At 64.2% G+C, this 24,245-nt stretch carries 20 protein-coding genes and 1 riboswitch; of the genes, 12 read left to right on the top strand and 8 right to left on the bottom strand.

From position 1 onward, the window contains the following. The first annotated feature begins 198 nt into the window (after positions 1–198). The 3 genes from F3H96_RS10435 to serA all read left to right on the top strand — a co-directional run bounded on the left by F3H96_RS10435 (position 199) and on the right by serA (position 4,088). Entirely contained in the window at positions 199–1,059 is an 861-nt protein-coding gene (locus tag F3H96_RS10435; RefSeq protein ID WP_149791849.1) for an outer membrane beta-barrel protein, read from the top strand. 194 nt (positions 1,060–1,253) lie between these two features. After that, positions 1,254–2,429 (top strand): phosphoserine transaminase, encoded by a 1,176-nt coding sequence (locus tag F3H96_RS10440; RefSeq protein ID WP_149791850.1) that lies wholly within the window; start codon positions 1,254–1,256, stop codon positions 2,427–2,429. Between the two features lie 57 nt (positions 2,430–2,486). After that, entirely contained in the window at positions 2,487–4,088 is a 1,602-nt protein-coding gene (gene serA / locus F3H96_RS10445) for a phosphoglycerate dehydrogenase (RefSeq protein WP_149791851.1), read from the top strand. Between the two features lie 221 nt (positions 4,089–4,309). On the opposite strand, the gene F3H96_RS10450 is transcribed toward serA, so the two are convergent. Together F3H96_RS10450 and F3H96_RS10455 are read right to left on the bottom strand one after the other, a co-directional pair. Then, a complete protein-coding gene (locus F3H96_RS10450) occupies positions 4,310–4,708 on the bottom strand; it encodes an SH3 domain-containing protein (protein WP_149791852.1) in 399 nt (132 codons plus the stop codon). Between the two features lie 236 nt (positions 4,709–4,944). Further along, on the bottom strand, positions 4,945–5,844 hold the full coding sequence (locus tag F3H96_RS10455; protein WP_149791853.1) for a DMT family transporter: 900 nt from the start codon (positions 5,842–5,844) through the stop codon (positions 4,945–4,947). Positions 5,845–6,045: 201 nt separating this feature from the next. Between F3H96_RS10455 and F3H96_RS10460 the strand changes: the two genes are divergently transcribed. Together F3H96_RS10460 and F3H96_RS10465 are read left to right on the top strand one after the other, a co-directional pair. Further along, on the top strand, positions 6,046–7,344 hold the full coding sequence (locus F3H96_RS10460) for an adenylosuccinate synthase (RefSeq protein WP_149791854.1): 1,299 nt from the start codon (positions 6,046–6,048) through the stop codon (positions 7,342–7,344). 70 nt (positions 7,345–7,414) lie between these two features. Next, the gene (locus F3H96_RS10465) at positions 7,415–9,223 is read left to right on the top strand and encodes a hypothetical protein (protein WP_149791855.1); all 1,809 of its coding nucleotides are present in this window, start codon (positions 7,415–7,417) and stop codon (positions 9,221–9,223) included. Between the two features lie 22 nt (positions 9,224–9,245). On the opposite strand, the gene F3H96_RS10470 is transcribed toward F3H96_RS10465, so the two are convergent. The 4 genes from F3H96_RS10470 to F3H96_RS10485 all read right to left on the bottom strand — a co-directional run bounded on the left by F3H96_RS10470 (position 9,246) and on the right by F3H96_RS10485 (position 12,303). Further along, on the bottom strand, positions 9,246–9,545 hold the full coding sequence (locus tag F3H96_RS10470) for a CcdB family protein (protein WP_149791856.1): 300 nt from the start codon (positions 9,543–9,545) through the stop codon (positions 9,246–9,248). Continuing rightward, positions 9,545–9,706 (bottom strand): type II toxin-antitoxin system CcdA family antitoxin, encoded by a 162-nt coding sequence (locus F3H96_RS10475; RefSeq protein ID WP_244619955.1) that lies wholly within the window; start codon positions 9,704–9,706, stop codon positions 9,545–9,547. Before F3H96_RS10475 ends, F3H96_RS10470 begins: the two co-directional genes overlap by 1 nt. Before the next feature lie 136 nt (positions 9,707–9,842). Continuing rightward, on the bottom strand, positions 9,843–11,657 hold the full coding sequence (locus F3H96_RS10480) for an ABC-F family ATP-binding cassette domain-containing protein (RefSeq protein ID WP_149791858.1): 1,815 nt from the start codon (positions 11,655–11,657) through the stop codon (positions 9,843–9,845). 1 nt (position 11,658) lies between these two features. Beyond that, on the bottom strand, positions 11,659–12,303 hold the full coding sequence (locus F3H96_RS10485) for a thiamine diphosphokinase (protein ID WP_149791859.1): 645 nt from the start codon (positions 12,301–12,303) through the stop codon (positions 11,659–11,661). A gap of 135 nt (positions 12,304–12,438) precedes the next feature. Next, positions 12,439–12,543, top strand: a riboswitch (TPP riboswitch). Positions 12,544–12,586: 43 nt separating this feature from the next. Between F3H96_RS10485 and thiB the strand changes: the two genes are divergently transcribed. From thiB to F3H96_RS10510, 4 genes are all read left to right on the top strand, one after another. Further along, positions 12,587–13,597 (top strand): thiamine ABC transporter substrate binding subunit, encoded by a 1,011-nt coding sequence (thiB, locus tag F3H96_RS10490; RefSeq protein WP_149791860.1) that lies wholly within the window; start codon positions 12,587–12,589, stop codon positions 13,595–13,597. A gap of 284 nt (positions 13,598–13,881) precedes the next feature. Beyond that, positions 13,882–15,504: a thiamine/thiamine pyrophosphate ABC transporter permease gene (thiP, locus tag F3H96_RS10500; RefSeq protein ID WP_149791861.1), complete on the top strand. Its 1,623-nt coding sequence runs from the start codon at positions 13,882–13,884 to the stop codon at positions 15,502–15,504. After that, positions 15,501–16,289: a thiamine ABC transporter ATP-binding protein gene (gene thiQ / locus F3H96_RS10505; protein ID WP_149791862.1), complete on the top strand. Its 789-nt coding sequence runs from the start codon at positions 15,501–15,503 to the stop codon at positions 16,287–16,289. The genes thiP and thiQ overlap by 4 nt, the downstream gene beginning before the upstream one ends. A gap of 181 nt (positions 16,290–16,470) precedes the next feature. Then, positions 16,471–17,913, top strand: a complete 1,443-nt coding sequence (locus tag F3H96_RS10510; protein ID WP_149791863.1) for a M48 family metalloprotease — start codon at positions 16,471–16,473, stop codon at positions 17,911–17,913. 124 nt (positions 17,914–18,037) lie between these two features. Here F3H96_RS10510 and F3H96_RS10515 read toward each other — a convergent pair whose 3' ends face one another. Together F3H96_RS10515 and F3H96_RS10520 are read right to left on the bottom strand one after the other, a co-directional pair. Further along, entirely contained in the window at positions 18,038–20,329 is a 2,292-nt protein-coding gene (locus F3H96_RS10515; protein WP_244619956.1) for a caspase family protein, read from the bottom strand. A gap of 205 nt (positions 20,330–20,534) precedes the next feature. Beyond that, entirely contained in the window at positions 20,535–21,398 is an 864-nt protein-coding gene (locus F3H96_RS10520) for an RNA polymerase factor sigma-32 (protein ID WP_149791865.1), read from the bottom strand. Positions 21,399–21,701: 303 nt separating this feature from the next. Here F3H96_RS10520 and F3H96_RS10525 point away from each other — a divergent pair, with 303 nt between their 5' ends. From F3H96_RS10525 to F3H96_RS10535, 3 genes are all read left to right on the top strand, one after another. Next, complete coding sequence (locus tag F3H96_RS10525) at positions 21,702–22,475, top strand: amino acid ABC transporter substrate-binding protein (protein WP_149791866.1); 774 nt, start codon at positions 21,702–21,704, stop codon at positions 22,473–22,475. A 199-nt stretch (positions 22,476–22,674) separates the two neighbouring features. Next, on the top strand, positions 22,675–23,355 hold the full coding sequence (locus F3H96_RS10530; RefSeq protein WP_149791867.1) for an ABC transporter permease subunit: 681 nt from the start codon (positions 22,675–22,677) through the stop codon (positions 23,353–23,355). Beyond that, positions 23,352–24,122, top strand: a complete 771-nt coding sequence (locus F3H96_RS10535) for an amino acid ABC transporter ATP-binding protein (RefSeq protein ID WP_149791868.1) — start codon at positions 23,352–23,354, stop codon at positions 24,120–24,122. The genes F3H96_RS10530 and F3H96_RS10535 overlap by 4 nt, the downstream gene beginning before the upstream one ends. The last annotated feature ends 123 nt before the right edge of the window (positions 24,123–24,245 follow it).

Raw genomic sequence — 24,245 nt, forward strand, 5'->3', positions numbered from 1 at the left:
TCGAGTATTCTTGGCTTCCAAGCCGCCCGGCATCAGCCGGGCGGCTTTCGCATTTTGCACCCGTCGCTAAAATCCGATCGAAATCAATTCGGTAACCGGCTGTTATCCTTAACCGGCACTTAACCACTATGGTTAACAATGGCTCCTTGAAACGGCGCCCGCGTTCGCGGCTGGCGCCAATTTCAGGAGCCGGGGACCATGATATCGAGATCGCGTATCGCGTCAGTGCTTGCAGCAATCATCCTGTTGCCGATGACGCCGGCGCTGGCGGCCGACTACGATCCGCCGATCTATGCCGATCAGGCGCCCGACTACCAGCCGGTCGAAGTCGGCTCGGGCTGGTACCTGCGCGGCGATGTCGGCTACGCCTTCAGCCATCCATTCAAGCACGAGGAAACCTCGTCCGGAACGCTCAACAGCTTTACCGACGAGTCCAGTCTGTTCACCGGCAGCATCGGCATGGGCTATCACGTCAACGACTATCTCCGGGTCGAGTTGAACGGGGGAATCCTGCCGACCGACAAATTCGCCGCAAAGGACAAGCTAGGGGCGACCTGCGACGGGCACACGCTCGTGGACGACGGTTTCGGAACCATCAATTCCGTCGCGACCAGCCAAGCCTGCGACCTTTCCGACAACGCCTCCAACAAGGGCTACAGCGTCATGGCCAACGGCTATGTCGACCTGGGCACCTATGTCGGACTCACGCCCTATATCGGCGGCGGCATCGGTCTAGCCTACAACAAATACTACAGGAGCCTGGGTGCGCGCGACTGCGTGGAAGTTCCCGCGAACAGCGCCGGCACCGGCGGATTCTTCTGCGATGATCCTGCCGGCTATGAAGGTCAGACCGACACCGCGGCCAAGTTCAATCTCGCCTATTCCATCGCCGCGGGTCTGTCCTACCAGGTCACCAAGAATGTCTCGGTCGACCTCGGTTACGAATATTTCTCGGTGCCGAGCGCCAAATACGTCGCCTATGACGGTGGCGCTTTCAACATCCGCAAGGGCATTGACTATCAGACGGTCAAGCTCGGGCTGCGCTACGATCTCTGGTGAGAAACGAGAGTCCGCAAATTTCGACGGCGGATCGGGCGATCCGCCGTTTTCGTTCGCGCCGAGGCAAGGGCTTGAGGCGAATATCCCGCTAGCGACAAAAACTTTGCTCTTGACGCCGGAAGCCTGAGCGCATATCGCCGTCCGTGGGCCACCCCTCCCCAACGAGGGGCCACTATCTGGAAGGATAGACCACGATGACGACACCTACCAAGCCCGGACTCCGTCCGGCAAATCCCAATTTCTCCTCAGGTCCCTGCGCAAAACGTCCCGGCTGGTCGGCCGAGGCGCTGAAATCCGCCGCGCTCGGGCGCTCCCACCGCGCCAAGATCGGCAAGGCGAAGCTCGAGCAGGCGATCGAGTTGACGCGCGAAATCCTCAAAGTCCCCGCAGGCTACCGCATCGGCATCGTGCCGGCGTCCGACACGGGCGCGGTCGAAATGGCGATGTGGTCGCTGCTCGGCGAACGCGGCGTCGACATGGTCGCCTGGGAGAGCTTCGGCTCCGCCTGGGTGACCGACGTGGTCAAGCAGCTCAAGCTCGCCGACGTGCGCAAGTTCGAGGCCGGCTACGGCGCACTGCCGGATCTGACAAAGATCGATTTCGATCGCGACGTGGTCTTCACCTGGAACGGCACGACCTCCGGCGTGCGCGTGCCGAACGGCGATTTCATTCCCGCCGACCGCAAGGGCCTCACCATCTGCGACGCCACCTCGGCGGCGTTCGCGCAAAGGATCGATTTCGAAAAGCTCGATGTCGTCACCTTCTCCTGGCAGAAGGTGCTGGGCGGCGAGGGCGCGCACGGCATGCTGATCCTGTCGCCACGCGCCGTCGAGCGGCTGGAGACCTACAAGCCAGCCTGGCCGTTGCCGAAGATCTTCCGCCTGACCTCGGGCGGCAAGCTGATCGAGGGCATCTTCAAGGGCGAGACCATCAACACGCCGTCGATGCTGTGCGTCGAGGATTATCTCGACGCGCTCCACTGGGCGAAGTCGATTGGTGGGCTGGAGGCGCTCATTGCCCGCGCGGACGCCAATGCCGCGGTGCTCGACCGGTTCGCGGACAAGTCACCATGGCTCGGCAATCTGGCCGTCGATCCGGCGACACGCTCGAACACCTCGGTCTGCCTGTCCTTCACCGACCCCGACGTCGCGGCGCTCGATGCCGACGGTCAGGCGGCTTTCGCCAAGGGCATCGTGTCTTCGCTCGACAAGGAAGGCGTCGCTTACGACATCGGCTCCTATCGCGACGCGCCGCCCGGCCTGCGCATCTGGTGCGGCGCCACCGTCGAGACTGCCGATCTCGAGGCGTTGCTGCCGTGGCTCGATTGGGCCTTCGCGGCACAGAAAGCTTCGCTCAAGGCAGCGGCCTGAAATCCGTGGCGGCCTCCGCCGCCACCATTTCCCGAAATCCCTTTCAAGGAGGCCGCTATGGCGCCCCGCGTTCTCGTTTCGGATAAACTTTCCACCACCGCCGTGCAGATCTTCAAGGATCGTGGCATCGACGTCGACTATCTTCCCGATCTCGGCAAGGACAAGGAAAAGCTCGCCGAGGTGATCGGCCAGTATGACGGCCTCGCCATCCGTTCGGCGACCAAGGTCACCGAGAAGCTGATCAATGCCGCTCCGAGGCTCAAGGTCGTCGGCCGCGCCGGCATCGGCGTCGACAATGTCGACATCCCGGCCGCCAGCCGCAAGGGCATCATCGTGATGAACACGCCCTTCGGCAATTCCATCACAACGGCCGAGCACGCCGTTGCCATGATCTTCGCGCTGGCGCGGCAGATACCGGAAGCCAATGCCTCGACCCATGCCGGCAAGTGGGAAAAGAACCGCTTCATGGGCGTCGAGATCACCAGCAAGACGCTGGGCGTGATCGGCTGCGGCAATATCGGCTCGATCGTCGCCACGCGCGGCGTCGGGTTGAAGATGCATGTGATCGCCTTCGACCCGTTCCTGTCGGACAGCCGCGCCGAGGAGCTCGGCGTCCAGAAGGTCGAGCTCGACGAGCTCTTCGCCCGTGCCGATTTCATCACGCTGCACACGCCGTTGACCGACAAGACACGCCACATCATCGATGCGGCGGCGATCGCCAAGATGAAGGACGGCGTGCGCATCATCAATTGCGCGCGCGGCGGCCTTGTCGTCGAGGCCGACCTGGTGGCGGCGCTGAAGAGCGGCAAGGTGGCGGGCGCCGGCATCGACGTGTTCGAGGTCGAGCCGGCCGACCAGAACCCGTTGTTCGGCATGGAGAATGTCGTGGTCACGCCGCATCTCGGTGCCTCGACCACCGAGGCGCAGGAGAATGTCGCGCTGCAGGTCGCGGAGCAGATGAGCGACTTTCTGATCAAGGGCGCGGTCTCCAATGCCATCAACATGCCTTCGATCACCGCCGAGGAGGCGCCACGGCTAAAACCCTTCGTCAAGCTCGCCGAGGTGCTCGGCGCCTTCGTCGGCCAGGTCACCGAGGATCCGATCAAGGAGGTCGAGATCCTGTTCGACGGATCGACCGCGACGATGAACACGCGCGCGCTGGTGAGCGCCACGCTTGCCGGCCTGATCCGGCCGCAGGTCTCGGACGTCAACATGGTGTCGGCGCCGATCATGGTGAAGGAACGCGGCATCATCGTCGCCGAGGTCAAGCGCGACAAATCGGGCGTCTTCGACGGCTATATCAAGCTCACCGTCAAGACCGAGCATATGACGCGCTCGATCGCCGGCACCTGCTTCTCCGATCACAAGCCGCGCTTCATCCAGATCAAGGGCATCAATCTCGACGCCGAGGTCGGCCAGCACATGCTCTATACGACCAATGCGGACGCGCCCGGCATCATCGGCCTACTCGGCACCGTCTGCGGCGAGAACGGCGTCAACATCGCCAACTTCCAGCTTGGCCGCAACCGGCCGGGCGGCGATGCGATCGCGCTGCTCTATCTCGACGCGCCGTTCCCGGAGAGGGTGCTGGATCAGTTGCGGGCGCACAAGTCCATCGACTCGGCCAAGCCGCTACACTTCGACGTCGGCGGCGCCTAGAGCATTTCACCGTTTCACGGAAACGGCGAAACGCTCTATCTCTTTGTTTTGACGCAATTCCTGACGGAAAACCGTGTCGCACTTTTCCTGGAATTGCTCCAAAGCGCGTCGCACTGAAACGGAATCAGCGCCGCTTCAAAAGTCTTTGTTTGACGGGTGTGACATGAAAAACGCCCCGCCTGCATGCGCAGGCGAGGCGTTTCGATAAGTTCATACCTCGCTCACTTGCAAGGGAAGCCGGGCGCGATCTTGCATTGCGGCTTGTGAGGCTTGGGCGGCCGCGGCCGATATGGCCTGTGCGGATGGTAATATGGCGGGCGAATCACGATTTGCGGCTGCACAATGACCGGCCGAACGACATGGGAGCGTTCGAGGTAGCTCGCGCTCGCCCAGCCATGGATTCCGGCCGCACGAATAGAACACCAGCTGCCCTCGCAATGGTACAGCGTAACTCTCTGGCCAGCCGGCAAGGTTGCGATCCTGGCATAGTGCGCACCCGGGCCGCTGCGGACGTTCAGCGACGTGCTGGTGTGGGCGACCGTGGCTGCCGAAGCCGATACGCAAAAGGCCGCGAGGCCGACAAGGGCGGCGATCAGCGCAAAAAACATGCGGAAATTCATGGTCCCTCCATTCGAACCGGAGCGGTTCACCGGAAACCGCTCCATCTCTTCGTCTGACGCGAATTCCGGACCGAAAAACCGCTTTCCCGGAATTGCTCCAAAGCAGCTCGATTGCGGCATCTGGTGGCTGAAAGTCGAGAAAGTCAATTGCCCTGCGAATTTGGAAGTATTCGAACACCGGTATCCTTAACGGGACCAGCATAGTCGAGTGCTGCTTGGCCTATTCCACCACGGGCTCATTGCATCTGGGACGCTGCTTTGCTGCCGCTGTATTCGGCGAGCGCGATGCCACCAAGGACAAGCGCGAGTGCCAAGCCCTGATAGAGCTGGAACTGCTCGCCGACGATCAGCACCGAAAGCAGCGTGCCGAAGATCGGCACCAGGTTGATGAACAGGCCGGCGCGGTTGGCGCCGATCATCTCGTTGCCCTTGATGTAGAGGACCTGCGAGATGACCGAGGCGCCAAGGGCGGTATACAGCGTGAGCGCCCATCCAGGCGCGTCCGGGACGATGATGCGGCCGGCGACAATTTCCCAAACGAAGAAAGGCACCGAGATGACAAGCGCCGCGACCGACAAGGCCAGCATGAGGCTTTGCCAGCGGATCGCCGGCTTGAGGCGCAAGCCGACCGAGTAGAGGCTGTAGCAGAGAACCGCGGCCAGCATGATGGCGTCGCCGAAATTGAGCTGGAGCTTCAGCAGTTGGCCGAGATCGCCATGGCTCGCGGTCAGGGCAACGCCGATGATTGTGAACGCGACGCCGACGATCTGCAGCGGCCGTACGCGCAGCCGAAACAGAACGAAATTGGCAAGGATGATGACCATCGGTATGGCCGCCTGCTCGATCGAGACATTGATGGCGGTCGTGTAGTTGAGCGCGGTGTAGAAGATGACGTTGAAGAATGTGAAGCCACAGGCGCCGAGGCCGGCAAGCAGCCGCCAGTGCTTGCGCACCTCTGGCCAATCCTCGCAGAGCGTCCGCCAGCCGATGGGCAGCAGGATCGCCACCGCCATCACCCAGCGCAGGAACACCAGCGTCATCGGCGAGACATGGCCGACGGCGAGCTTGCCGGCCACGGAGTTGCCGCCCCATAAGAGCGTGGTGAACAAGAGGAAGAGATAGGCGGCTCGGTGCATCGGGGATCCGGCCTTGCAGGGTTTGCGAGAGTTCAGGCCGGCCTAGTGCGGCGGCTGTGGCAAGTAAATGATGCGAAAGCTGGAATTTGTTGTGCCTGGGCGCGGTTTTGACGCCAAAGAAGGGGTCGCGCCGGCCGGCGCTTGACGCTATAGAGGCCTGTCGTTTCAGGCCGCCTGCGCGGCGTTTCAAGGGAAAAGAACATGGCCAATGTGGTGGTCGTCGGCTCGCAATGGGGCGACGAAGGCAAGGGCAAGATCGTCGACTGGCTGTCGGAACGGGCCGACGTGGTCGTGCGCTTCCAGGGCGGCCACAATGCCGGCCACACGCTGGTCGTCGACGGCAAGGTCTACAAGCTGTCGCTGCTGCCTTCGGGCGTGGTGCGGGAAGGCAAGCTTTCGATCATCGGTAATGGCGTGGTGTTCGATCCGCATGCCTTCGTCGCCGAAGTCAAGAAGCTCAAGGAGCAGGGCGTGCAGGTCACGCCGGAGCGCCTGAAAATAGCCGAAAACACCGCGCTTATCCTGTCCTTGCACCGGGAGCTGGACGGGTTCCGCGAAGACGCCGCCTCGAATTCCGGAACCAAGATTGGCACGACACGCCGCGGTATCGGCCCCGCCTATGAGGACAAGGTGGGCCGACGAGCGGTGCGGGTGATGGATTTGGCGGATTTGGAAACGCTTCCCTTGAAGGTCGACAGGCTGCTGACGCACCACAATGCGCTGCGGCGCGGGCTCGGCCACGCGGAAGCGACGCATGAGGATATCATGCAGGAGTTGACCTCGGTGGCCGCCGAGATCCTGCCCTACATGGACCGCGTCTGGAAGGTGCTCGACGACAAGCGTCGGGCCGGCGAGCGCATCCTGTTCGAGGGCGCGCAGGGCACGCTGCTCGACATCGACCACGGCACCTATCCCTTCGTCACCTCGTCCAACACCGTGGCCGGACAGGCGGCCGCCGGTTCGGGCGTCGGTCCTGGTGTCATCGGCTATGTGCTCGGCATCACCAAGGCCTACACGACGCGCGTCGGCGAGGGGCCGTTCCCGACCGAACAGAAAAACGAGATCGGCGAGTTCCTCGGCACGCGCGGCCACGAATTCGGCGTCGTCACCGGGCGCAAGCGCCGCTGCGGCTGGTTCGATGCCGTGCTGGTGCGCCAGGCGGTGGCCGTCAACGGCATCAAGGGCATCGCCCTGACCAAGCTCGACGTGCTCGACGGGCTGGACGAGATCAAGGTCTGTACCGGCTACAGGCTCGACGGCGAGACGATCGATTACCTGCCGGCCAGCCAGGGCGCGCAGGCGCGGGTCGAGCCCGTCTACGAGACGCTCGAAGGCTGGAAGGGAACCACGGCCGGCGCGAGGAGCTGGAACGATTTGCCGGCGCAGGCCGTCAAATATGTCCGCTATATCGAGGAGCTGATCGGCGCCCCGGTTGCGCTGCTCTCCACCAGCCCCGAGCGGGACGACACAATACTTGTGACCGACCCGTTTCAAGACTAGTTTCACAGCCCTTCCCGGGGGTACAGCTGATTTGCGGCCGGGCGGGAAACGAATGCAGGTCACCTGACGCATGGCAGATTTCGTTAGTGTTCTGAAAAAGCAGCTCGACAAGAAGGGCGAACCTTCGTTCGAGGTGCGCAAGCAGATATACGACGGTGTCCGCGCGATGCTGGCGAAGAAGCTCGCCGAGTATTCCCCACCGCTGGCGCCCGATATCGTCAGCAAACAGAAGCGCTCGCTGGAAGATGCCATTTCCAGCGTCGAGCGCGAATATGTCAAGCTCCCGGCCGAGGATCCGCTGGCGGAGCTGGAGCATATTTTCTCCTCCATCGACCGCAACAAGAACCAGCCGAGCCATACCCGGCAGCCGGCGGCACCCACGCCCGCCAAGCCCGATCCTTTCAAATCCGAACCGTTCAGGCCGGCACCCGCGCCTGCCAGGATGGAGCCGAGCTGGCAAAGCGCGCCGAAGGCGGAGCCGGCAGCGCAAAACGCCGCGAAGCCCGACCCGGCCTGGCAGAGCACGGCGAGGGCGGAGCCGAGTTGGCAGGCTGCGCCAAAGTCGGAGCCGGCCTGGCAGAAGGCGCCGCCGCCTCCGATGCCGTCGCCGCGCGAAGACGATGTCGGCCTCGCCGGTGTGGACGCCGTCGACGCCGATGATGACAGCGACGTCTTCGCCAATAACGAGCAGCCGGCGCCCGATACATTCCAGCGGCTGCGGCCCCAGTCGCGGCAGCGCAAGCGCAGCTATGGCGGGTTGATCGCGGCCGTCATCGCGCTGCTGGTGCTGGCCGGCGGTGGCTACGGCGTATGGCTGAACAAGAACGCGTTCGGCTCGCTCTTCGGCGTTGGCGGCGCCAGCAAGACGGTCTCGACCGAGCCGCTGGTCAAGCCCGCTCCGCCCAAGCCGGCGGCCGAGACTGCGGCCGCGCCGGCTGCGTCCAGTCCCAGCGAGCCAGCCGACACGACCAAGTTCACGCAGCGCCTGACCCCCGAGGGCAAGGAGACGGATCCCGGCCCTGCCGGCGGACAGGCCACGATCGGCGAAGGCGAATCCGTCGCGGCGCTGACGACGCGGCCGCCGGCTGCGCCGGCAACCGCGCCTGCGACGACCGCCACTCCGCCTGCCCCGGCCACGCAAACGCCCGGGACGGCCCCAGCCGGCGCGACGCCGGCGCCACCGACCGATGCAGCCACTCCCGCGACGCCGGCAGCCGGAACCACAGCTGCGGCCGGCACCGCGCCGCCAGCTGCTGGAACCACGCCCCCCGCGGCGGCGACCGCGCCTGCCACGCCGGCGCCGGCGACGGCCGAGGCGACCGTGCCGGTCGGGCAGAAGGCGATCTTCTATGAGGAGCGCACCAGCACCCAGCAGGGCACGGCCGAGCCGGGCAGCATCGTATGGTCGCTGGTGCAGGAATCACCCGGCGGCGATCTGCCGCCAGAACCGGCGATCCGCGCCGAGGCGACGATCCCGGGCAAGAACATCCAGCTGCGCATGACGATCCGGCGCAACACCGACCAGACCTTGCCGGCCAGCCACATCATCGAAATGATCTTCCTGACACCGGAAGGGTTTGACGGCGGCGGCGTCGACAACATCCTGCGCATCGCCATGAAGAGCTCGGAGCAGGACGCCGGCAGCCCGCTGATCGGCATCCCGGCCAAGATCGCCGATGGCTTCTTCCTCGTCGCACTCAACGATACCAAGGCAGACGAGGACGCCAACCTGACGCTGCTGAGGGGCCAGGACTGGATCGACGTGCCGGTGGTCTACAAGACTGGACGCCGCGCGCTGCTCACCATGCAAAAGGGCATCCCCGGCGAGAAGGTCTTCGATGAGGCGCTGAAGGCCTGGGCGGCGAAGACGTCGGGCTGAGGAAGGGCGTCGTCGCCGCCGCTCAAAAACCTTGGAACAACATATCCAGCGCGGCGACGATCTCGTCGTGATGTCTTGCGAGATTTCCTTCTGCCGCCCGCAGTTCGGAAGCCGTCACAGCCGAAATGAATTGAGTGACCATCACATGGTCTTCGCCATCGATCCTGAAGATCGGGTTCAGCCTGCGAGCCGGCAACGGTGCGACCTTGGGCGGCAGAAGCGGAACGACGACGTTGGTATCGAGGTGTTCTAGTATGTCGGACTGGACATCAAGGAGATAACCGTCGCTTCCTGCGCTCCGATAGAAATCGTAGCAAGCCATCAAAACAGCCGGTACTTGGCTAAAGGCAGACCGTTGCGCTTGACGCATTCGTTGGAGCTTTCGAGCGCTTCCTTATTCTCCTCCTGCCAGCGACGCGTCTTCTCGGCAGAAATTGCCTTGGCGATTCCTTGCTCGGCAGCACGGGACATGTTGATGCCCAACGCCTTGGCCTCCTCGATCAGTCTGGAATCAATCGAGGTGTTGACCGATTTGCGTTGTGGTTTTGCAGTTGATTGGAGCATGGCCTACCTCTTCATGCGCATAGAATAAGCGCATATCCGCGTGCAGGCAAGCTTGTCAGCCCTCCATCTCCTCGCGCAGCATCTCAAGCTCCAGCCACTCTTGCTCAAGCGCGGCCAGCGTCGTGCGCTCCTTGTCGAGCGCGGCGATGGTCTTCTGGAAAGAGACCGGATCGCGCTCGTAGAAAGACGGGTCGGCGATGTTGTTTTCCAGCCGCGAGATCGAGGCCGCCACCGCCTCGATCTTCTTCGGCAGCGAGTCCAGCGCGAATTTCTGCTTGAAGGAGAGTTTCCTCGCCGGGCCCTTCGGCGCGGCTTGTTCGGCCTTCGGCACAGCCTCAGCCGCCTCGGCCCTGGATCTGGCCTTGCGATCCTCCAGCCTGGAGCCGCCGCGCTGCGCCAGCATGTCGGAGTAGCCGCCGGCGTATTCGATCCAGCGTCCGCCGCCGTCCGGCGCGATCACGCTGGTGACGGTGCGATCGAGGAAATCGCGGTCATGGCTGACCAGGATCACGGTTCCGGCAAAGCCGGCGACCAGCTCCTGCAACAGCTCCAGCGTCTCCATGTCGAGGTCGTTGGTCGGCTCGTCGAGCACCAAAAGGTTCGCCGGCCGGGCGAGCACACGGGCCAGCAGCAACCGCGCCCGCTCGCCGCCCGAAAGCTCGCGCACCGGCGTGCGCGCCTGCTCCGGCTTGAACAAAAAGTCCTTCATGTAGGAGACGACATGGCGCTGCTCGCCATTGACGACGAGGTTTTCGCCGCGCCCATCGGTGAGATAGTGCGCCAGCGTCTCCTGCGGGTCGACGGCCTCGCGCTTCTGGTCGAGCGTCGCGATCTCCAGATTGACGCCAAGCCGAACGGTGCCGGCGTCCGGCGAAAGCTCGCCGGTCAGCATCTTCAGCAGCGTCGTCTTGCCGGCGCCGTTCGGTCCGACAAGGCCGACGCGGTCGCCACGCTGAATGCGGGTCGAGAATCCTTTGACGACAGTCAGGTCGCCAAAACTCTTCTCGATGGTCTTGGCCTCGATCACCAGCTTGCCGGATTCGGCGGCGTCGCTTGCCACCATGGTCGCCGTGCCTTCGGCGCCGCGATGGCTGCGGAAGCGCTGGCGCATGGTTTGCAATTCGCCCAGACGGCGCATGTTGCGCTTGCGCCTGGCGGTGACGCCGTAGCGCAGCCAATGCTCCTCGCGCACGATCTGGCGGCCGAGCTTGTGCTGCTCGCGCTCTTCTTCTTCCAGCACCTGGTCGCGCCATTCCTCGAAATGGGCAAAGCCCTTGTCCAGCCGCCGCGTCTGGCCACGGTCGAGCCAGACGGTGACGCGGGTCACGCGTTCGAGAAAGCGGCGATCGTGCGAGATCAGGATCACGGCCGAAGAGGTGCGGGCAAGCTCCTCTTCCAGCCATTCGATGACCGACAGGTCGAGATGGTTGGTCGGCTCGTCGAGCAGAAGGATGTCGGGCTCCGGCGCCATGACGCGGGCAAGCGCGGCCCGGCGCGCCTCGCCGCCGGACAGGTCGTTCGGCCGCTCCTCGCCGGTAAGGCCGAGATGCTCCATCAGATAGGTGGCGCGATGCGGATCGTCGGCCGGACCGAGGCCCGCCTCGACATAGGCGCGCACCGAGGCAAAGCCGTCCATGTCGGGCATCTGCGGCAGATAGCGAACCGTGGCCGAAGGCTGGCGGAACACCTCGCCGTCCTGCGGCTCGATCAGCCCGGCGGCGATCTTGAGCAGGGTGGATTTGCCCGAGCCATTGCGGCCGACCAGCGCGATCTTTTCGCCGGCGGATGCGCTGAGTGCCGCGCCGTCGAGCAGCGGGGTGCCGCCGAAGGTCAGTTTAATGCCGTCGAGATTGAGAAGTGGCGGCGCCATGTCAGCTTTCAGGAAGAGGATAGGGGTGGGTCAGCAACAGCGCCCGGCCGCGCTCCAGCGCGATGCCAAGCTGCCCCTTGACCTCGTTTGATATAGTGAGCGAGGAGCCGAACGCCACCTCGACGCGGTCGAGCGGCCATTTGGCCCCGGTGACCGTCAGGCCGGACAGGTCGGAGAAGCCAAGCACCGAAAACAAGGTGCCGTCCGCATAGTCGAAGCTGGCGCCGCCCGGCAAGACCGGAATGCCTTCCTGGGCGCCGCTCGTCAGAAGCACGGTCGAGCCCGCCTCGGCCAGCCGGATCCCCAGCGCCAGATGCAGGAAGGCGTGGTCGGCGCGCTTGCCGCCGAAGGCGCCGGCGAGAATGAGGCTGGTAGCGCCGCGGTCGAGCGCTTCGGCGATGGCGAGCTCCCCGTCCGTCTTGTCTTTTTCGGCCGGAAACACCGTTCTGGGCACGGCGGCAAGGTCATCCGGCAGGTTGGGCGGCACGGAATCGAAATCGCCGACCCAGAGTTCCGGGATCAGCCCGAGCATGCGGGCATGGCCGATGCCGGCGTCGGCGGCGATGATGCGCGAGCCCGCGATCTGGCGTTCGAGCCGGGGCGTGCGGATGAGTTCGCCGCCAAGCAGGATGGTGAATGTGCCCATGGCCGTCGCCCTTACCAGCCCGCCGGGTGAAACGGAAGCCGGGCGGCGCCATAGATGGGGCCAAAGTCCGGCCCCTGCATTAGCTGCTCGGCAAACTTCCGCTTGCGCGTCGCTTCGGCCGGGCCTATCTGTCGAAACGCTCTAACGGGGTGCCGGACATGATCCGGCTGAGAGGCGAGAAGCCAACCCGCTGAACCTGATCCGGTTTGTACCGGCGGAGGGATTAGACGTTTCGGACCATCCGACGCCTCAATTCCTTGTCACTCGAACGAAGGAGGCGCCGATGCGCGCAATGCTGTCCCATCTCATTCTCGCAACCGGTCTTGTTTCGATTCTGGCGGGCGTTGCGCCCGCCGCTGCGAAGGACAAGCTCACCGTCTACACCTATGAAAGCTTCACCGCGGACTGGGGTCCTGGACCAGCCGTCAAGAAAGAGTTCGAGGCCGAATGCGGCTGTGATCTCGAATTCGTCTCGGTCGCCGATGGCGTCGCCCTGCTCAACCGCGTCAAGCTGGAAGGCGCCGGCACCAAGGCCGATGTCGTGCTCGGCCTCGACACCAACCTGACCGCCGATGCCAAGGCGAGCGGCCTGTTTGCGCCGCATGACGAAGTGTCCGGCATCAACGTGCCGGGCGGCTGGAGCGACGACACTTTCGTGCCGTTCGACTACGGCTATTTCGCCATCGTCTACGACACCGAAAAGCTGAAGAGCCCGCCGAAGAGCCTGAAGGAACTGGTCGAGGGTGCCAGCACCGACAAGATCGTCATCCAGGATCCGCGCACCTCGACGCCGGGCCTCGGGCTGCTCTTGTGGGTGAAGTCGGTCTATGGCGACAAGGCGCCGGAAGCCTGGGCAAAGCTCAAGCCGAAGGTTTTGACGGTGACGCCGGGCTGGAGCGAGGCCTATGGACTGTTCACCAAGGGCGAGGCGCCGATGGTGCTGTCCTACACCACCTCGCCGGCCTACCACATGGTGGCCGAAAACACCGAACGCTACCAGGCCGCCTCCTTCGAGGAAGGCGAATATCTGCAGATCGAGGTGGCGGGCATCACCACGACCGGCGCGAAGAACCCGCTGGCGCAAAAGTTCATAGCCTTCATGGCCGGGCCGAAATTCCAGGACGTCATCCCCGAGACCAACTGGATGTTCCCGGCCGGCAAGACCGACAAGCCGCTCAATCCGGCCTTCGACAAGTTGGTGAAGCCGACCAAGACCCTTTTGTTCAACCCGCAAGAGGTCGCGGCCAACCGCAAGGCATGGGTGGATGAGTGGCTGGCGGTGATGAGCAAGTAGGTGATTTTGGTTACTATCTTCCAAGATGATTGTTCTGCGGCGCCCCCCTCTGTCCTGCCCGTCCTTCGCAGCAGCTGCGCTGCACCTGCGGAGGGTGGACCGGACATCTCCCCCACAAGGGGGGAGATTGGCTGCTTCGGCGCCTTGCTCAACCCTGCTGCGTTGGAGATTGGCGAAAGCCGGCGTGACTGCTGATCTCCCCCCTCGTGGGGGAGATGTCCGGCAAGACAGAGGGGGGCGCGAAGGAACGCGGCGCCCGCTAGTTCAAGCCGACATGGTGCAGCGTGCAGTCCGCGCCCCGCTCTGACTCCCGTATCACCGCCGGCATCGTTGCCCTCGCAGCCATTGCCCTGCTCATCGGCGGCGCCTTCGCCGGGCTTATCCTCGAAGGCGCGCACGACCCGTCCGGCGCTGTCGTGGCCTTCGACGGTTATCTCCTGCGTGTCGCCCGCTTCACGCTCTGGCAGGCGCTGCTGTCGACGCTGCTGTCGGTCGCGCCGGCGCTGCTCGTGGCGCGCGCTTTGTCGAGGCACCCAAGCTTCCCGGGTCGCCGCCTGATCCTGCAGCTCTTCACCGTGCCGCTGGCTTTGCCGGCTATCGTCGCCGCCCTCGGGGTGTTGGCGCTCTACGGCCGTGCCGGCTATTTTGCCGGCGTCCTTGCCGGGCTTGGCGGCGGGGAATGGCCCGGTGTCTACGGCCTCTCCGGCATTCTCGTCGCCCATGTCTTCTTCAATCTGCCACTGGCCTCGCGCCTGTTCCTCGAGGCGTTGGGCACCGTCCCCGCCGACCAATGGCGGCTGGCGAGCCAGCTTGGCATGGGCGCCCGGCCGGCCTTCTTGATGATCGAATGGCCGGTGCTGCGCGCGGCCCTGCCGGGGATTGCCGGACTGGTCTTCATGCTCTGCATCACCTCCTTCACCATCGTGCTGACGCTGGGCGGCGGTCCGGCCGCGACGACGCTGGAGGTCGCCATCTACCAGGCGCTGCGCTTCGACTTCGATCCCGCGCGCGCCGTGGTGCTGACGCTGCTGCAGATCGCGCTGACCTTCGTCGTGGTCATCATGCTCACGCGGCTCGGCGCCAATATGGTCGGCGACGCCAATCTGCCGGTGGCGCCGCGTCGCTACCTCTCGGCAGGCCGGGTGGAAAGCGCGCTGAACGCCGGCCTCATCGCGCTTGCGCTGCTGTTCGTTGCCGGACCGATGGCGGCAACGGTGTTTTCAGGCCTGGAGCCCGATCTCGGGCGGTTGGCCCGTGAAGCGGCGGTGCGCCGCGCGACGCTCACCAGCGCAAGCCTTGCCTTCCTTGCGGCGCTGCTGGCGGTGACGTTGTCGCTGGCGCTGATTGCGGCGCGGCGCGCGCTGGCGCTGCGGCGCGGGACAGGCGCCGCCATGAGCCTGCTCGAACATGCCGCCGACACCGGCGCCGGCTTCGTCCTCGTCGTGCCGCCGATCGTGCTTGGCGCCGGCTGGTTCCTGGCGCTGCGCAGCGTCACCGATGTCTTTGGCGTCGCGCCCGTCATGGTAGTCGCCGTCAACGCGGTGATGGCGATGCCGTTTGCCATCCGCGCCATTCGCCCGGCCTATGACGCGGCAAGCGAGCGTCACGAGCGGCTTTGCCTGGCGCTCGGCATTTCCGGCTGGAACCGGCTATGCCTGATCGACTGGCCGTCGCTGAGGCGGCCGCTGGCAACCGGCTTTGCGTTCGCCATGGCGCTATCGCTGGGCGATCTCGGCGTGATCGCGCTGTTCGGCAGCGATTCCGTGCAGACCTTGCCCTATCTGCTGCTCGCGCGCATGAGCAGCTACCGCACAGCCGACGCCGCGGGACTCGCCTTGCTGCTCGGTCTCGTCTGCCTGATGCTGGTGGTTGCCGCCGACTGGCTGGGGCGGGAAGGAAGATCATGACGACGACCATCAATGGCGCCGCCGCGGAAAAGGCTCTCGCCGTCGCGCTTGATGGCGTCGCGTTCAGCTATGGCGAGGCGTCCTTCCGCTTCAACGCCGAATTCGCGGCCGGCAGGATCACCGCCATCATGGGGCCGAGCGGGTCGGGCAAATCGACGTTGCTCAATCTGATAGCCGGCTTCGAAGCCCCGGATACCGGCAAGGTGCTGATCGGCGGGGCCGATCTGGGCAATGCGCCGCCTTCGGCGCGGCCGGTGTCGATGGTGTTCCAGGAAAACAATCTGTTCGCGCATCTTTCAGTCGAGGCCAATGTCGGGCTCGGCCGCTCGCCGTCGCTCAAGCTCGGCGACGCCGATCGCGTCGCCGTCACCGAGGCGCTGGCGCGCGTCGGTCTTGCCGGCAAGGAGAAACGGCTGCCGCGCGAGCTATCCGGCGGCGAACGGCAACGCGTCGCGCTGGCGAGGGTCCTGCTGCGCGACCGGCCCGTGCTGCTGCTCGACGAACCATTTGCGTCGCTTGGGCCGGCCTTGCGCGCCGACATGCTCGACCTGGTCGCCGATATCCATGCCGAGCGGCATATGACGGTGCTTTTCGTCACGCATCAGCCGGAGGATGCACGCCACATCGGGCAGGACGTCGCTTTTCTCGACGAGGGCACGATTGCGGCGACCGGGCCGGCCGACGATTTCTTCAACCGGTCTGGACCCGAGGCCTTCCGGCGCTATATCGGCGATCGTGGCGGCGGCGTTGCCGGATCACAACATGTTGCCCGGAAGCGGACATAATTTACGGCCAAACCGGCAAAGGGCGATCCGGCGTTTGCTTGCCTTGTCCGGAGGAGTGTGGCTAGGTCCGGCCATACCGGTCCGGCTCAAGCCGTGATTTGCCGAAAGATTTCGAAAGGAAGCCGATCTGACGACCGGCATCGAGAGAGCGTGGACGAGGCCGCTGGCGCGATTTTTCGCGATGGCTGGCTTTGCCGTGGCGCTGGCGAGCTGCCAGATGTTCACGCCGCCGGACGTGCAGGAGAACGGCTTCCAGCCCTCCGACAGGCCGATCACCGTCGACAATGTCGTGGCCAACGCCAAGCTCGCCGAAATGGCGAAGGCGCAGCATCCGCGCATCCTGGCCACTTATGGCGGCGAATATTCCGACCCCAAGCTCGAACGCATGGTGGCCAAGGTCGTCGGCAACCTGACCGTGGTGTCGGCCAACCCGACCCAGACCTATCGCATCACCATCCTCAACTCGCCCAACGTTAACGCTTTCGCGCTGCCGGGCGGCTATCTCTATGTGACGCGCGGCCTGCTGGCGCTGGCCAATGACTCTTCAGAGCTTGCCGCCGTCATCGCGCACGAGATGGGCCACGTCACCGCCAATCATGGGCTGCAGCGGCAGCAGCTCGAGGCCGAGGAAGGCCTGGCGACCAAGGTGGTTTCCGACGTGCTTGGCGACAGCCCGACCGCCAAGGCGGCGCTGATCCGCGGCAAGCTGAGGCTCGCACAATTCTCGCGCAACCAGGAACTGCAGGCCGACGCCATCGGCATCAAGTCGATCGGCGAGGCGGGCTACGATCCCTATGCGGCGGGCCGTTTCCTGCAGTCGATGTCGGCCTATACCGATTTCCGTTCGGTCAGCGGCGCCACCGACGCCAGCCTCGATTTCCTGGCCACCCATCCCAACACGCCGCAACGCATCGAGTTGGCGCAACGCCTTGCGCGCAATTTCGGCCCGCCGGGCGTCGGCACGCGCGACCGCGACGCTTTCCTCGCCGGCATTGACGGCCTGCTTTACGGCGACACGCCGGAAGAAGGCTATGTGCGCGGCCAAACCTTCATGCACCCCAATCTCGGCGTCTCGTTCACGGTGCCGGACGGGTTCGTCATCGACAATTCGGCTGCCGCCGTCACCGCGACAGGGCCCGGCGACATCGCCATTCGCTTCGACGGCGTGGCGATCGACAAGTCGGTCTCGCTCACGGATTACATCCGCAGCGGCTGGGTGGCGGGGCTGGAAGACGCCAGCGTGCGTCAGGACACGATCAACGGCAACGAGGCGGCGATGGCGCATGCCAGCGCGCAAGGCTGGCAGTTCGACATCGCGGTGATCCGCGCCGGCGGGCAGGTCTACAGGTTGCTGACGGCCGCGCCTTCGGCCAGCGCCGCGCTCGACCCGGTCGCGCGCTCGGTCAGCGGTTCCTTCCGCGTGCTCAGCCCGGCAGAGAAGGCGGCATTGAAGCCGCTGCATATCCGGGTCGTCACCGTTCAGGCGGGCCAGACCATGGGCTCGCTCGCTGCCCAGATGGTCGGCGTCGACCGCAAGCTCGACCTGTTCCGGGTGCTCAACGCCATGTCGCCCGGCGCCACCGTGTCGACCGGCGACAAGGTCAAGATCGTTACCGACAAGTAAATCCCCGCAGGGGCAAACAAGCCGCTGTTGGCGGCGGCCGCATGTGCGCCACGGCCACTATCCGATGTCGGAACCATTTGCGGCCGATGACAGCAACACCGCATTGCTGCCATCGCGGGCGCGATCAGCTGTCGCTATTATTATTATCGCTATTATCATTATTATTATCGCTGCTATCATTATTGCTATTGCTGCCACCGCCTCGGGGCTGTGGCTGACTGCGGTCGCCGTTACTGCCGCGCCAAGGCACAGGCCCGGTTTCGTTTTGCACCGGCTTGCTCGTGAGGGTCTTCGGTTTCGGCGCGGGCACGCGGACCACCTTTATCTTCGTGATGATCTTCGGCGGGACTTTGCACGCCGCGACCGTCAGCGGGCCGCGTCCGGCCAGCCCGAGAATGCTCATCGAATATTTTTCCTGCCGCTCGATGCCGGCTTTGAGGAAAGCCAGGGCGCGGGCCGGATCGGCGGGCATGCCGTTGCGGCCTTCCTTGAAGATCACTGCGAGATCGTTCATGGCGTTGATATGCCCCATCGCAGCCGCCTTGAGCAGCAGGTCCAAGCCCTTGCCGGCATCGCGCTCGACGCCGACACCATCGAACAGGGCGCGCCCCCAGGCGGCCATGGCGTAACCATCTCCCTTGTCGGAGGCCTGCGAATAGAAGCTGTTCGCTCTGGTGAGATCGACGGCCGTTCCCGTTCCGGACGACGCGATGTAGCCGAGCTCGAAGACGGCGCGGATATGGCCCTTGTCGGCAGCATCCTGGATGGCCTTCCGTGCTTCGTCGACCTTGCCGGCCGCCAGCAGCGCGCGTCCGAGTTCGTAGTGAAAGCGGGCGACTTCGGGGTAGGTCTTCACCGCAGCTTCGCAGGCCTCCACCGCGCCGCCGCCGATCTCGTTCGGCAACCGGCCGGGGACGACACCCTGCGAGTCGAGCGGTTCGCCCGCGGCCCGGTCGCAAGGGTCGATGGCTGGCGACAGCTTCATCGTCGCCGGCTTGGATGCATTGCCGGCGCGGATTTCGAAGCCGACCTCGACCGGAGCCGCCGAGCCGATCTGCGGCTCATAACGCAAATTGCCGACGTCATTGGCCATCAGGCTCGATTGAGGCGACAGGATGCGATCGGGCAGCGACAAGGTTCCGGTTGCCGGATAGCTTGCCAGCTGCAGGCTGATCGCCGGATCCTTCGTCGGGAAATCCAGCTTCAGCGGAACCGGTCCGACACCGACCGGAACGCTGATGTCGCGGTTGCCGATCGCCTCGGCGGCGCCGCTGACGTGGATGCCGCGCTCCAGCACTTGCTGTTTCTGCCCGGCCTTCAGCGACGCCATGAGTTGCTGGCCCTCGTCGCCCTCGCCGTTCTTGACACGCACGATGAGGACACCCTGGGTTTCGCCGCCCAAGTCGTCATGTGTGAAGTAGGTCAGCGTTTCCACCTGCTCCTGCGCGCCGAAGATCCGCGGCGCCTCCATGCGCAGGCGCGGCAGGTCCTTGCCCTGTATAGGCTCGCCCTTGGCGACCGGTTTGCCATCAAGTACCAGGCGTCCGAGCGCCGGAAGGGTTTCGATGCTGACGGTGACCGGACCGCCATAGACATCGACAGGCGCCGGCAGGTCCAAAACGACGGGTCCGACGCCCGAGGGCACCACTTTCTCCATCACCGGCGGAAGCGCGGGTTGGCTCGGGCGGCGCATCAGCACCACGTCGTCGATCAGCGAGGAGTTCTCCCAGGGAACCTGCTTGCCGTTGGTCGCCTTGACCACATCGCGGCGCACGGCCGCCATGACAGAGCGTATCTCCTGGTTCGGCGCCAGCGCGCGGCGGGAAAAGGCGGACGAAAACGGGCTGACGTTGCCGGACCCGTCATAGGCGACCGCACCGGGCTCCGTGGCGAAGGCGATCAGCGTGTTTTGAGAGCTTGCCAGCTGAGCAAGGCCGGTGCCGCCCGCGACGATCAGCTGGTCGCGCAGCCAATAGTCCTTGCGCGGGAAAGGATTGTTGCGGCAAGCGTCGAGGATGACCACCTGGATCTTCGATTTGGCGCGCAACTGCTGCAGCACGTCGTTGACCTTGATTGCCTGAATTTCCATGTCCGCGGCATCTTTCAGCGACGCGTCGACGGGGATCAGGAAATTCTCGCCGCCGACCTGAAAGCCGTGGCCTGAATAATAGACGACCGCCAGATCGGCGCCGTCTGCCGCCGCGAGATAGTTGCGGAACTGATCTTCGAACTGGAGCTTGGTCAGGTCCTTGGCAGTGAACACCTCGAAGCCGGCCAGCCTGAACGTCTTCGACACACCGTCGGCGTCCTTGTCCGGGTTTTTGAGCGCCGGGATTTCGCGGTATTCGGAATTGCCGATGACAAAGGCAACCCTTCGATCGGCGCGTGCCTGGATCGTCGTGAGGCCCACGAGCATCAAGGCCGCAAGGAGCACGCAGCATCGGAGCATGGCGAATCCCCCATCGGTTACGATCTGGAGGCTTAAAAAGGCCGATTGCGGCTCAATGGTCTGTTAAAGAGCTCACAATTCACGGATAAGGTGAAGAAAAATTGCCGCGATGGCGATATATTCTTATTTAATAAATAGATAATATCGTTTTTCGGCAATTTTATATCAATTTTCAGGCCGCTTCCGCCAGGAAGTCAGGGTTCTGCTTCACCAGTGCCAGCTTTAGCTTTTCCATGGCACGCGCCTCGATCTGGCGCACCCGCTCTTTGGAGATGCCGAGCTGCTCGCCAAGCGATTCCAGCGTGGCGCCGTCATCGCTCAGCCTGCGCTCCTCGATGATCCGAAGCTCGCGGGCGTTGAGCGCCCCGAGCGCACTTTTGAGCCAGTCGGCCCGGCGCTGGATGTCGATCCTTTCGCCGACGATCTCGTCGGGCAGCGGGTCTTCGCAGACCAGGAAATCCATCCGCTCGGCGGCACCGTTCTCGTCGGCCAAAGGCGCGTTGAGCGAGCTGTCGGGGGAGGAAAGGCGTGAATCCATCATCGCTACGTCGGCCTCCGGCACGCCGAGCGCCGCCGAGACCTCACGGTAGAGCGAGGCATTGGAGATCGGCTCGGCGCCATTGGCGAGGCGGGCGCGCAAACGTCTCAGATTGAAGAACAGCGCCTTCTGCGCCGAACTGGTGCCGCCGCGCACGATCGACCAGTTGCGCAGGATGTAATCCTGCATCGAGGCGCGGATCCACCAGGTGGCATAGGTCGAGAAGCGCACCTCGCGCGCCGGCTCGAAGCGGGCCGCCGCCTCGAGCAGACCGACATGGCCTTCCTGGATCAAATCGCCGAGTGGCAGGCCGTAATGGCGGAATCTCGAGGCCATGGAGATGACCAGGCGCATATGGGCGACGGTGATCCTGTGCAGCGCGTGCTGGTCGTTCTCTTCCTTCCAGCGCAGCGCCAGAACATGCTCCTCGTCGCGCTCGAGATAAGGAGCCCTCATTGCCGCCCGGACCAGTGTCCGTCCTGCCGCGTCCTCGATCATGCCGGCTCCTTTTGGCGGTGATTGCACTGTGGCGGTTGAAACGAGGCCACCGCGCCCTACAACAGCCCTGCAACGTGTCAGGCGCATGGATGGTTCCGCCACCCGAGGAGGCAAATGTTGCCAGCGGGAACATTTTGTTATCGGCCCGGAAAGCCGCTTGGCGAATTGTCGAATGATTTTGAGAATCAGATTTCTGGCGGAGACGATTTTTGAAATCTGGTTCCTTATTTCGTGGCCTTCTATCTGTCAGTTTCCGGCTCTCACAATGCGCCGGGGCACCGGTCAAAACGGGATCACAGAAAAATGAAATGGCTTAAATCGCTCCTTATCGCCGGAACGCTGCAGGCTCTGGCGGTTGCCGCCGGCCATGCCGGCGCCAATCTCGACCAGATCAAGCAGGCTGGCGTCATCAAGGTCGGCACGGAAGGCACCTACGCGCCCTTCACCTATCATGACGAATCCGGCGCCCTGGTCGGCTTCGACGTCGAGATCGCCAAGGCCATCGCCGACAAGCTCGGCGTAAAAGTGCAGTTCCTCGAAGGCAAGTGGGACGGCCTGATCGCCGGCCTCGACGCCAACCGCTACGATGCCGTCATCAACGAGGTCGGCATCACCGATGCCCGCAAGGCCAAGTACGCCTTCTCCGATCCCTACATAGCCTCGAAGGCAGTGCTGATCGTGCGCGGCGACAACGCCGACATCAAGACCTTCGCCGATCTGAAGGGCAAGAAGTCGGCGCAGTCGCTGACCTCGAATTTCGGCAAGCTCGCCGAGAAGAACGGCGCGGAACTTGTCGGCACCGACGGCTTCGACCAATCGATCCAGCTTCTGCTGACCGGCCGCGCCGATGCCACCATCAACGACAGCCTATCCTTCCTCGACTTCAAGAAGCACAAGCCGGACGCGAATGTGAAGATCGCCGCGCAGGAAGAGAATGCCGACTATTCCGGCGTCATCGTGCGCAAGGGCGATCCGGACTTGGTCGCGGCCATCAACAAGGCGCTGGCCGACATCAAGGCCGACGGCACCTACAAGAAGATCGCCGACACGTATTTCGGCCAGGACGTTTCGAAATAAGGCAATCGTCCTTTGTTGGGATGCGGCGGGCCGTCCAAGACGGCCCGCCACCTTTTTATGTTCATCGGAGCCGTCAACGACGGGCCGCCATTTTTGCGTGACATTCATCGGGGCCGTCTTTGACGGCCCGCCGGTCTTTGCATGATAGTCGTTGCGTACGGGGGAAGACGCCGCCGTATCTGGAAAGGGGAAGCGCTCCGTGCCGCATTGGCTGCAATTGATGCTGGAATCGTTGCCGACGCTATTATGGGCGGCGTTGATCTTCACCGTGCCGCTGACGCTTTTGTCGTTCGCGCTCGGGCTGATCGCCGGGCTGGTGACGGCGCTGATCCGGCTGTTCGGGCCGAAGCCGCTGGTCGCGCTGGCGCGTTTCTATGTCTGGATTTTCCGCGGCACGCCGCTGCTCGTTCAGCTGTTCCTGATCTTCTATGGCCTGCCGTCGGTCGGCATCCTGCTCGATGCCTTTCCCGCGGCGCTGATCGGCTTCACGCTCAACATCGGCGCTTACACGTCGGAGATCATCCGCGCCGTCATCGGCTCGGTGCAGAAAGGCCAATGGGAGGCCTCCTATTCGATCGGCATGACCTGGAGCCAGGCGATGCGGCGCACGATCCTTCCGCAGGCGGGCCGCGTCGCGGTCCCACCGCTTTCCAACACATTCATCTCGCTGGTCAAGGACACGTCGCTGGCGGCCGCGATCACGGTGCCGGAGATGTTCCAGGCCGCGCAGCGCATCGTGGCCACCACCTATGAACCGCTGATCCTCTATGTCGAGGCAGCAGCACTTTATCTCGCCTTGAGCTCCGTGCTGTCGGCGCTGCAAGCGCGGCTGGAGGTGCGGCTCAACCGTTATGGCGGTTTCCTGGAGGCCAACGCATGATCGGCCTCACCAACATCGAAAAGCGATTCGGCGACAATCTGGTGCTGAAAGGCGTCACGGTCAGCCTCGACGAGGGCAGCGTGACGGCGCTGGTCGGCCCTTCCGGCGGCGGAAAAAGCACGCTGCTGCGCTGCGTCAACCTCTTGGAGATCCCGACGTCCGGCGCTTTGCGCATCGGCGAGGAGACGCTGGAATTCCATCCGGGCGGCAAGGTGCCGGCAAAGGATATCCAGCGCATCCGCCTGCAGACCGGCATGGTGTTCCAGAATTTTCAGCTCTTCCCGCATCGCACCGCGATCGAGAATGTCATGGAAGGCTTGGTGACGGTGCTGAAATGGCCGCAGCCAAAGGCACGCGAGCGGGCGATGGCGCTGCTCGAGAAGGTCGGCATGGCGCATAAGGCCGATGCCTGGCCGGCGACGCTGTCCGGCGGTCAGCAGCAGCGCGTGGCGATCGCCCGGGCGCTGGCGCCGTCGCCGCGCGTGCTGCTTTGCGACGAGCCGACCTCGGCGCTCGATCCGGAACTGGCGCAGGAGGTGGTCGACGTGCTGGGACAGCTTGCCCGGGAAGGCACGACCATGGTGATGGCCACGCATGATCTGAGGCTCGCCTCCAAGATCGCGCAGGAGGTCGTCTTCCTCGACGCCGGCTCGATCGTCGAGAAAGGTCCGGCTTCGGTCGTGTTCGACAAACCGGAGCGCGAGCGCACCAAGCGTTTTATTGCCTCGTTGAGGCAGGAAGAGGCGCAGAAGCAAACGGGCAGCTGAGCCCTCTACCTCCCGCTTGTGGGCAGGTCGGACATCCGTAGGGGTCCGGGTGGGGTTGGCGCCGCACCCCCGCCCCGCTCCTTCGCAGCGACCTCCTACAAAGGGGAGAGTAAAGCCCCAGAA

Origin of the sequence: Mesorhizobium sp. NFR06 (genome assembly GCF_900115245.1) — a bacterium.
Classification (GTDB): domain Bacteria; phylum Pseudomonadota; class Alphaproteobacteria; order Rhizobiales; family Rhizobiaceae; genus Mesorhizobium.

Bases quoted from the DNA above. Each gene is read 5' to 3' on its own strand.
- F3H96_RS10515 (WP_244619956.1), bottom strand. From the start codon at position 20,329: ATGCTCGTGGGCCTCACGACGATCCAGGCACGCGCCGATCGAAGGGTT.
- F3H96_RS10525 (WP_149791866.1), top strand. From the start codon at position 21,702: ATGAAATGGCTTAAATCGCTCCTTATCGCCGGAACGCTGCAGGCTCTG.
- F3H96_RS10480 (WP_149791858.1), bottom strand. From the start codon at position 11,657: ATGGCGCCGCCACTTCTCAATCTCGACGGCATTAAACTGACCTTCGGC.
- F3H96_RS10510 (WP_149791863.1), top strand. From the start codon at position 16,471: ATGGCTGGCTTTGCCGTGGCGCTGGCGAGCTGCCAGATGTTCACGCCG.
- F3H96_RS10535 (WP_149791868.1), top strand. From the start codon at position 23,352: ATGATCGGCCTCACCAACATCGAAAAGCGATTCGGCGACAATCTGGTG.
- F3H96_RS10435 (WP_149791849.1), top strand. From the start codon at position 199: ATGATATCGAGATCGCGTATCGCGTCAGTGCTTGCAGCAATCATCCTG.
- F3H96_RS10470 (WP_149791856.1), bottom strand. From the start codon at position 9,545: ATGGCTTGCTACGATTTCTATCGGAGCGCAGGAAGCGACGGTTATCTC.
- F3H96_RS10485 (WP_149791859.1), bottom strand. From the start codon at position 12,303: ATGGGCACATTCACCATCCTGCTTGGCGGCGAACTCATCCGCACGCCC.
- serA (WP_149791851.1), top strand. From the start codon at position 2,487: ATGGCGCCCCGCGTTCTCGTTTCGGATAAACTTTCCACCACCGCCGTG.
- thiB (WP_149791860.1), top strand. From the start codon at position 12,587: ATGCGCGCAATGCTGTCCCATCTCATTCTCGCAACCGGTCTTGTTTCG.
- F3H96_RS10465 (WP_149791855.1), top strand. From the start codon at position 7,415: ATGGCAGATTTCGTTAGTGTTCTGAAAAAGCAGCTCGACAAGAAGGGC.
- F3H96_RS10455 (WP_149791853.1), bottom strand. From the start codon at position 5,844: ATGCACCGAGCCGCCTATCTCTTCCTCTTGTTCACCACGCTCTTATGG.
- F3H96_RS10520 (WP_149791865.1), bottom strand. From the start codon at position 21,398: ATGATCGAGGACGCGGCAGGACGGACACTGGTCCGGGCGGCAATGAGG.
- F3H96_RS10450 (WP_149791852.1), bottom strand. From the start codon at position 4,708: ATGAATTTCCGCATGTTTTTTGCGCTGATCGCCGCCCTTGTCGGCCTC.
- F3H96_RS10440 (WP_149791850.1), top strand. From the start codon at position 1,254: ATGACGACACCTACCAAGCCCGGACTCCGTCCGGCAAATCCCAATTTC.
- F3H96_RS10460 (WP_149791854.1), top strand. From the start codon at position 6,046: ATGGCCAATGTGGTGGTCGTCGGCTCGCAATGGGGCGACGAAGGCAAG.
- thiQ (WP_149791862.1), top strand. From the start codon at position 15,501: ATGACGACGACCATCAATGGCGCCGCCGCGGAAAAGGCTCTCGCCGTC.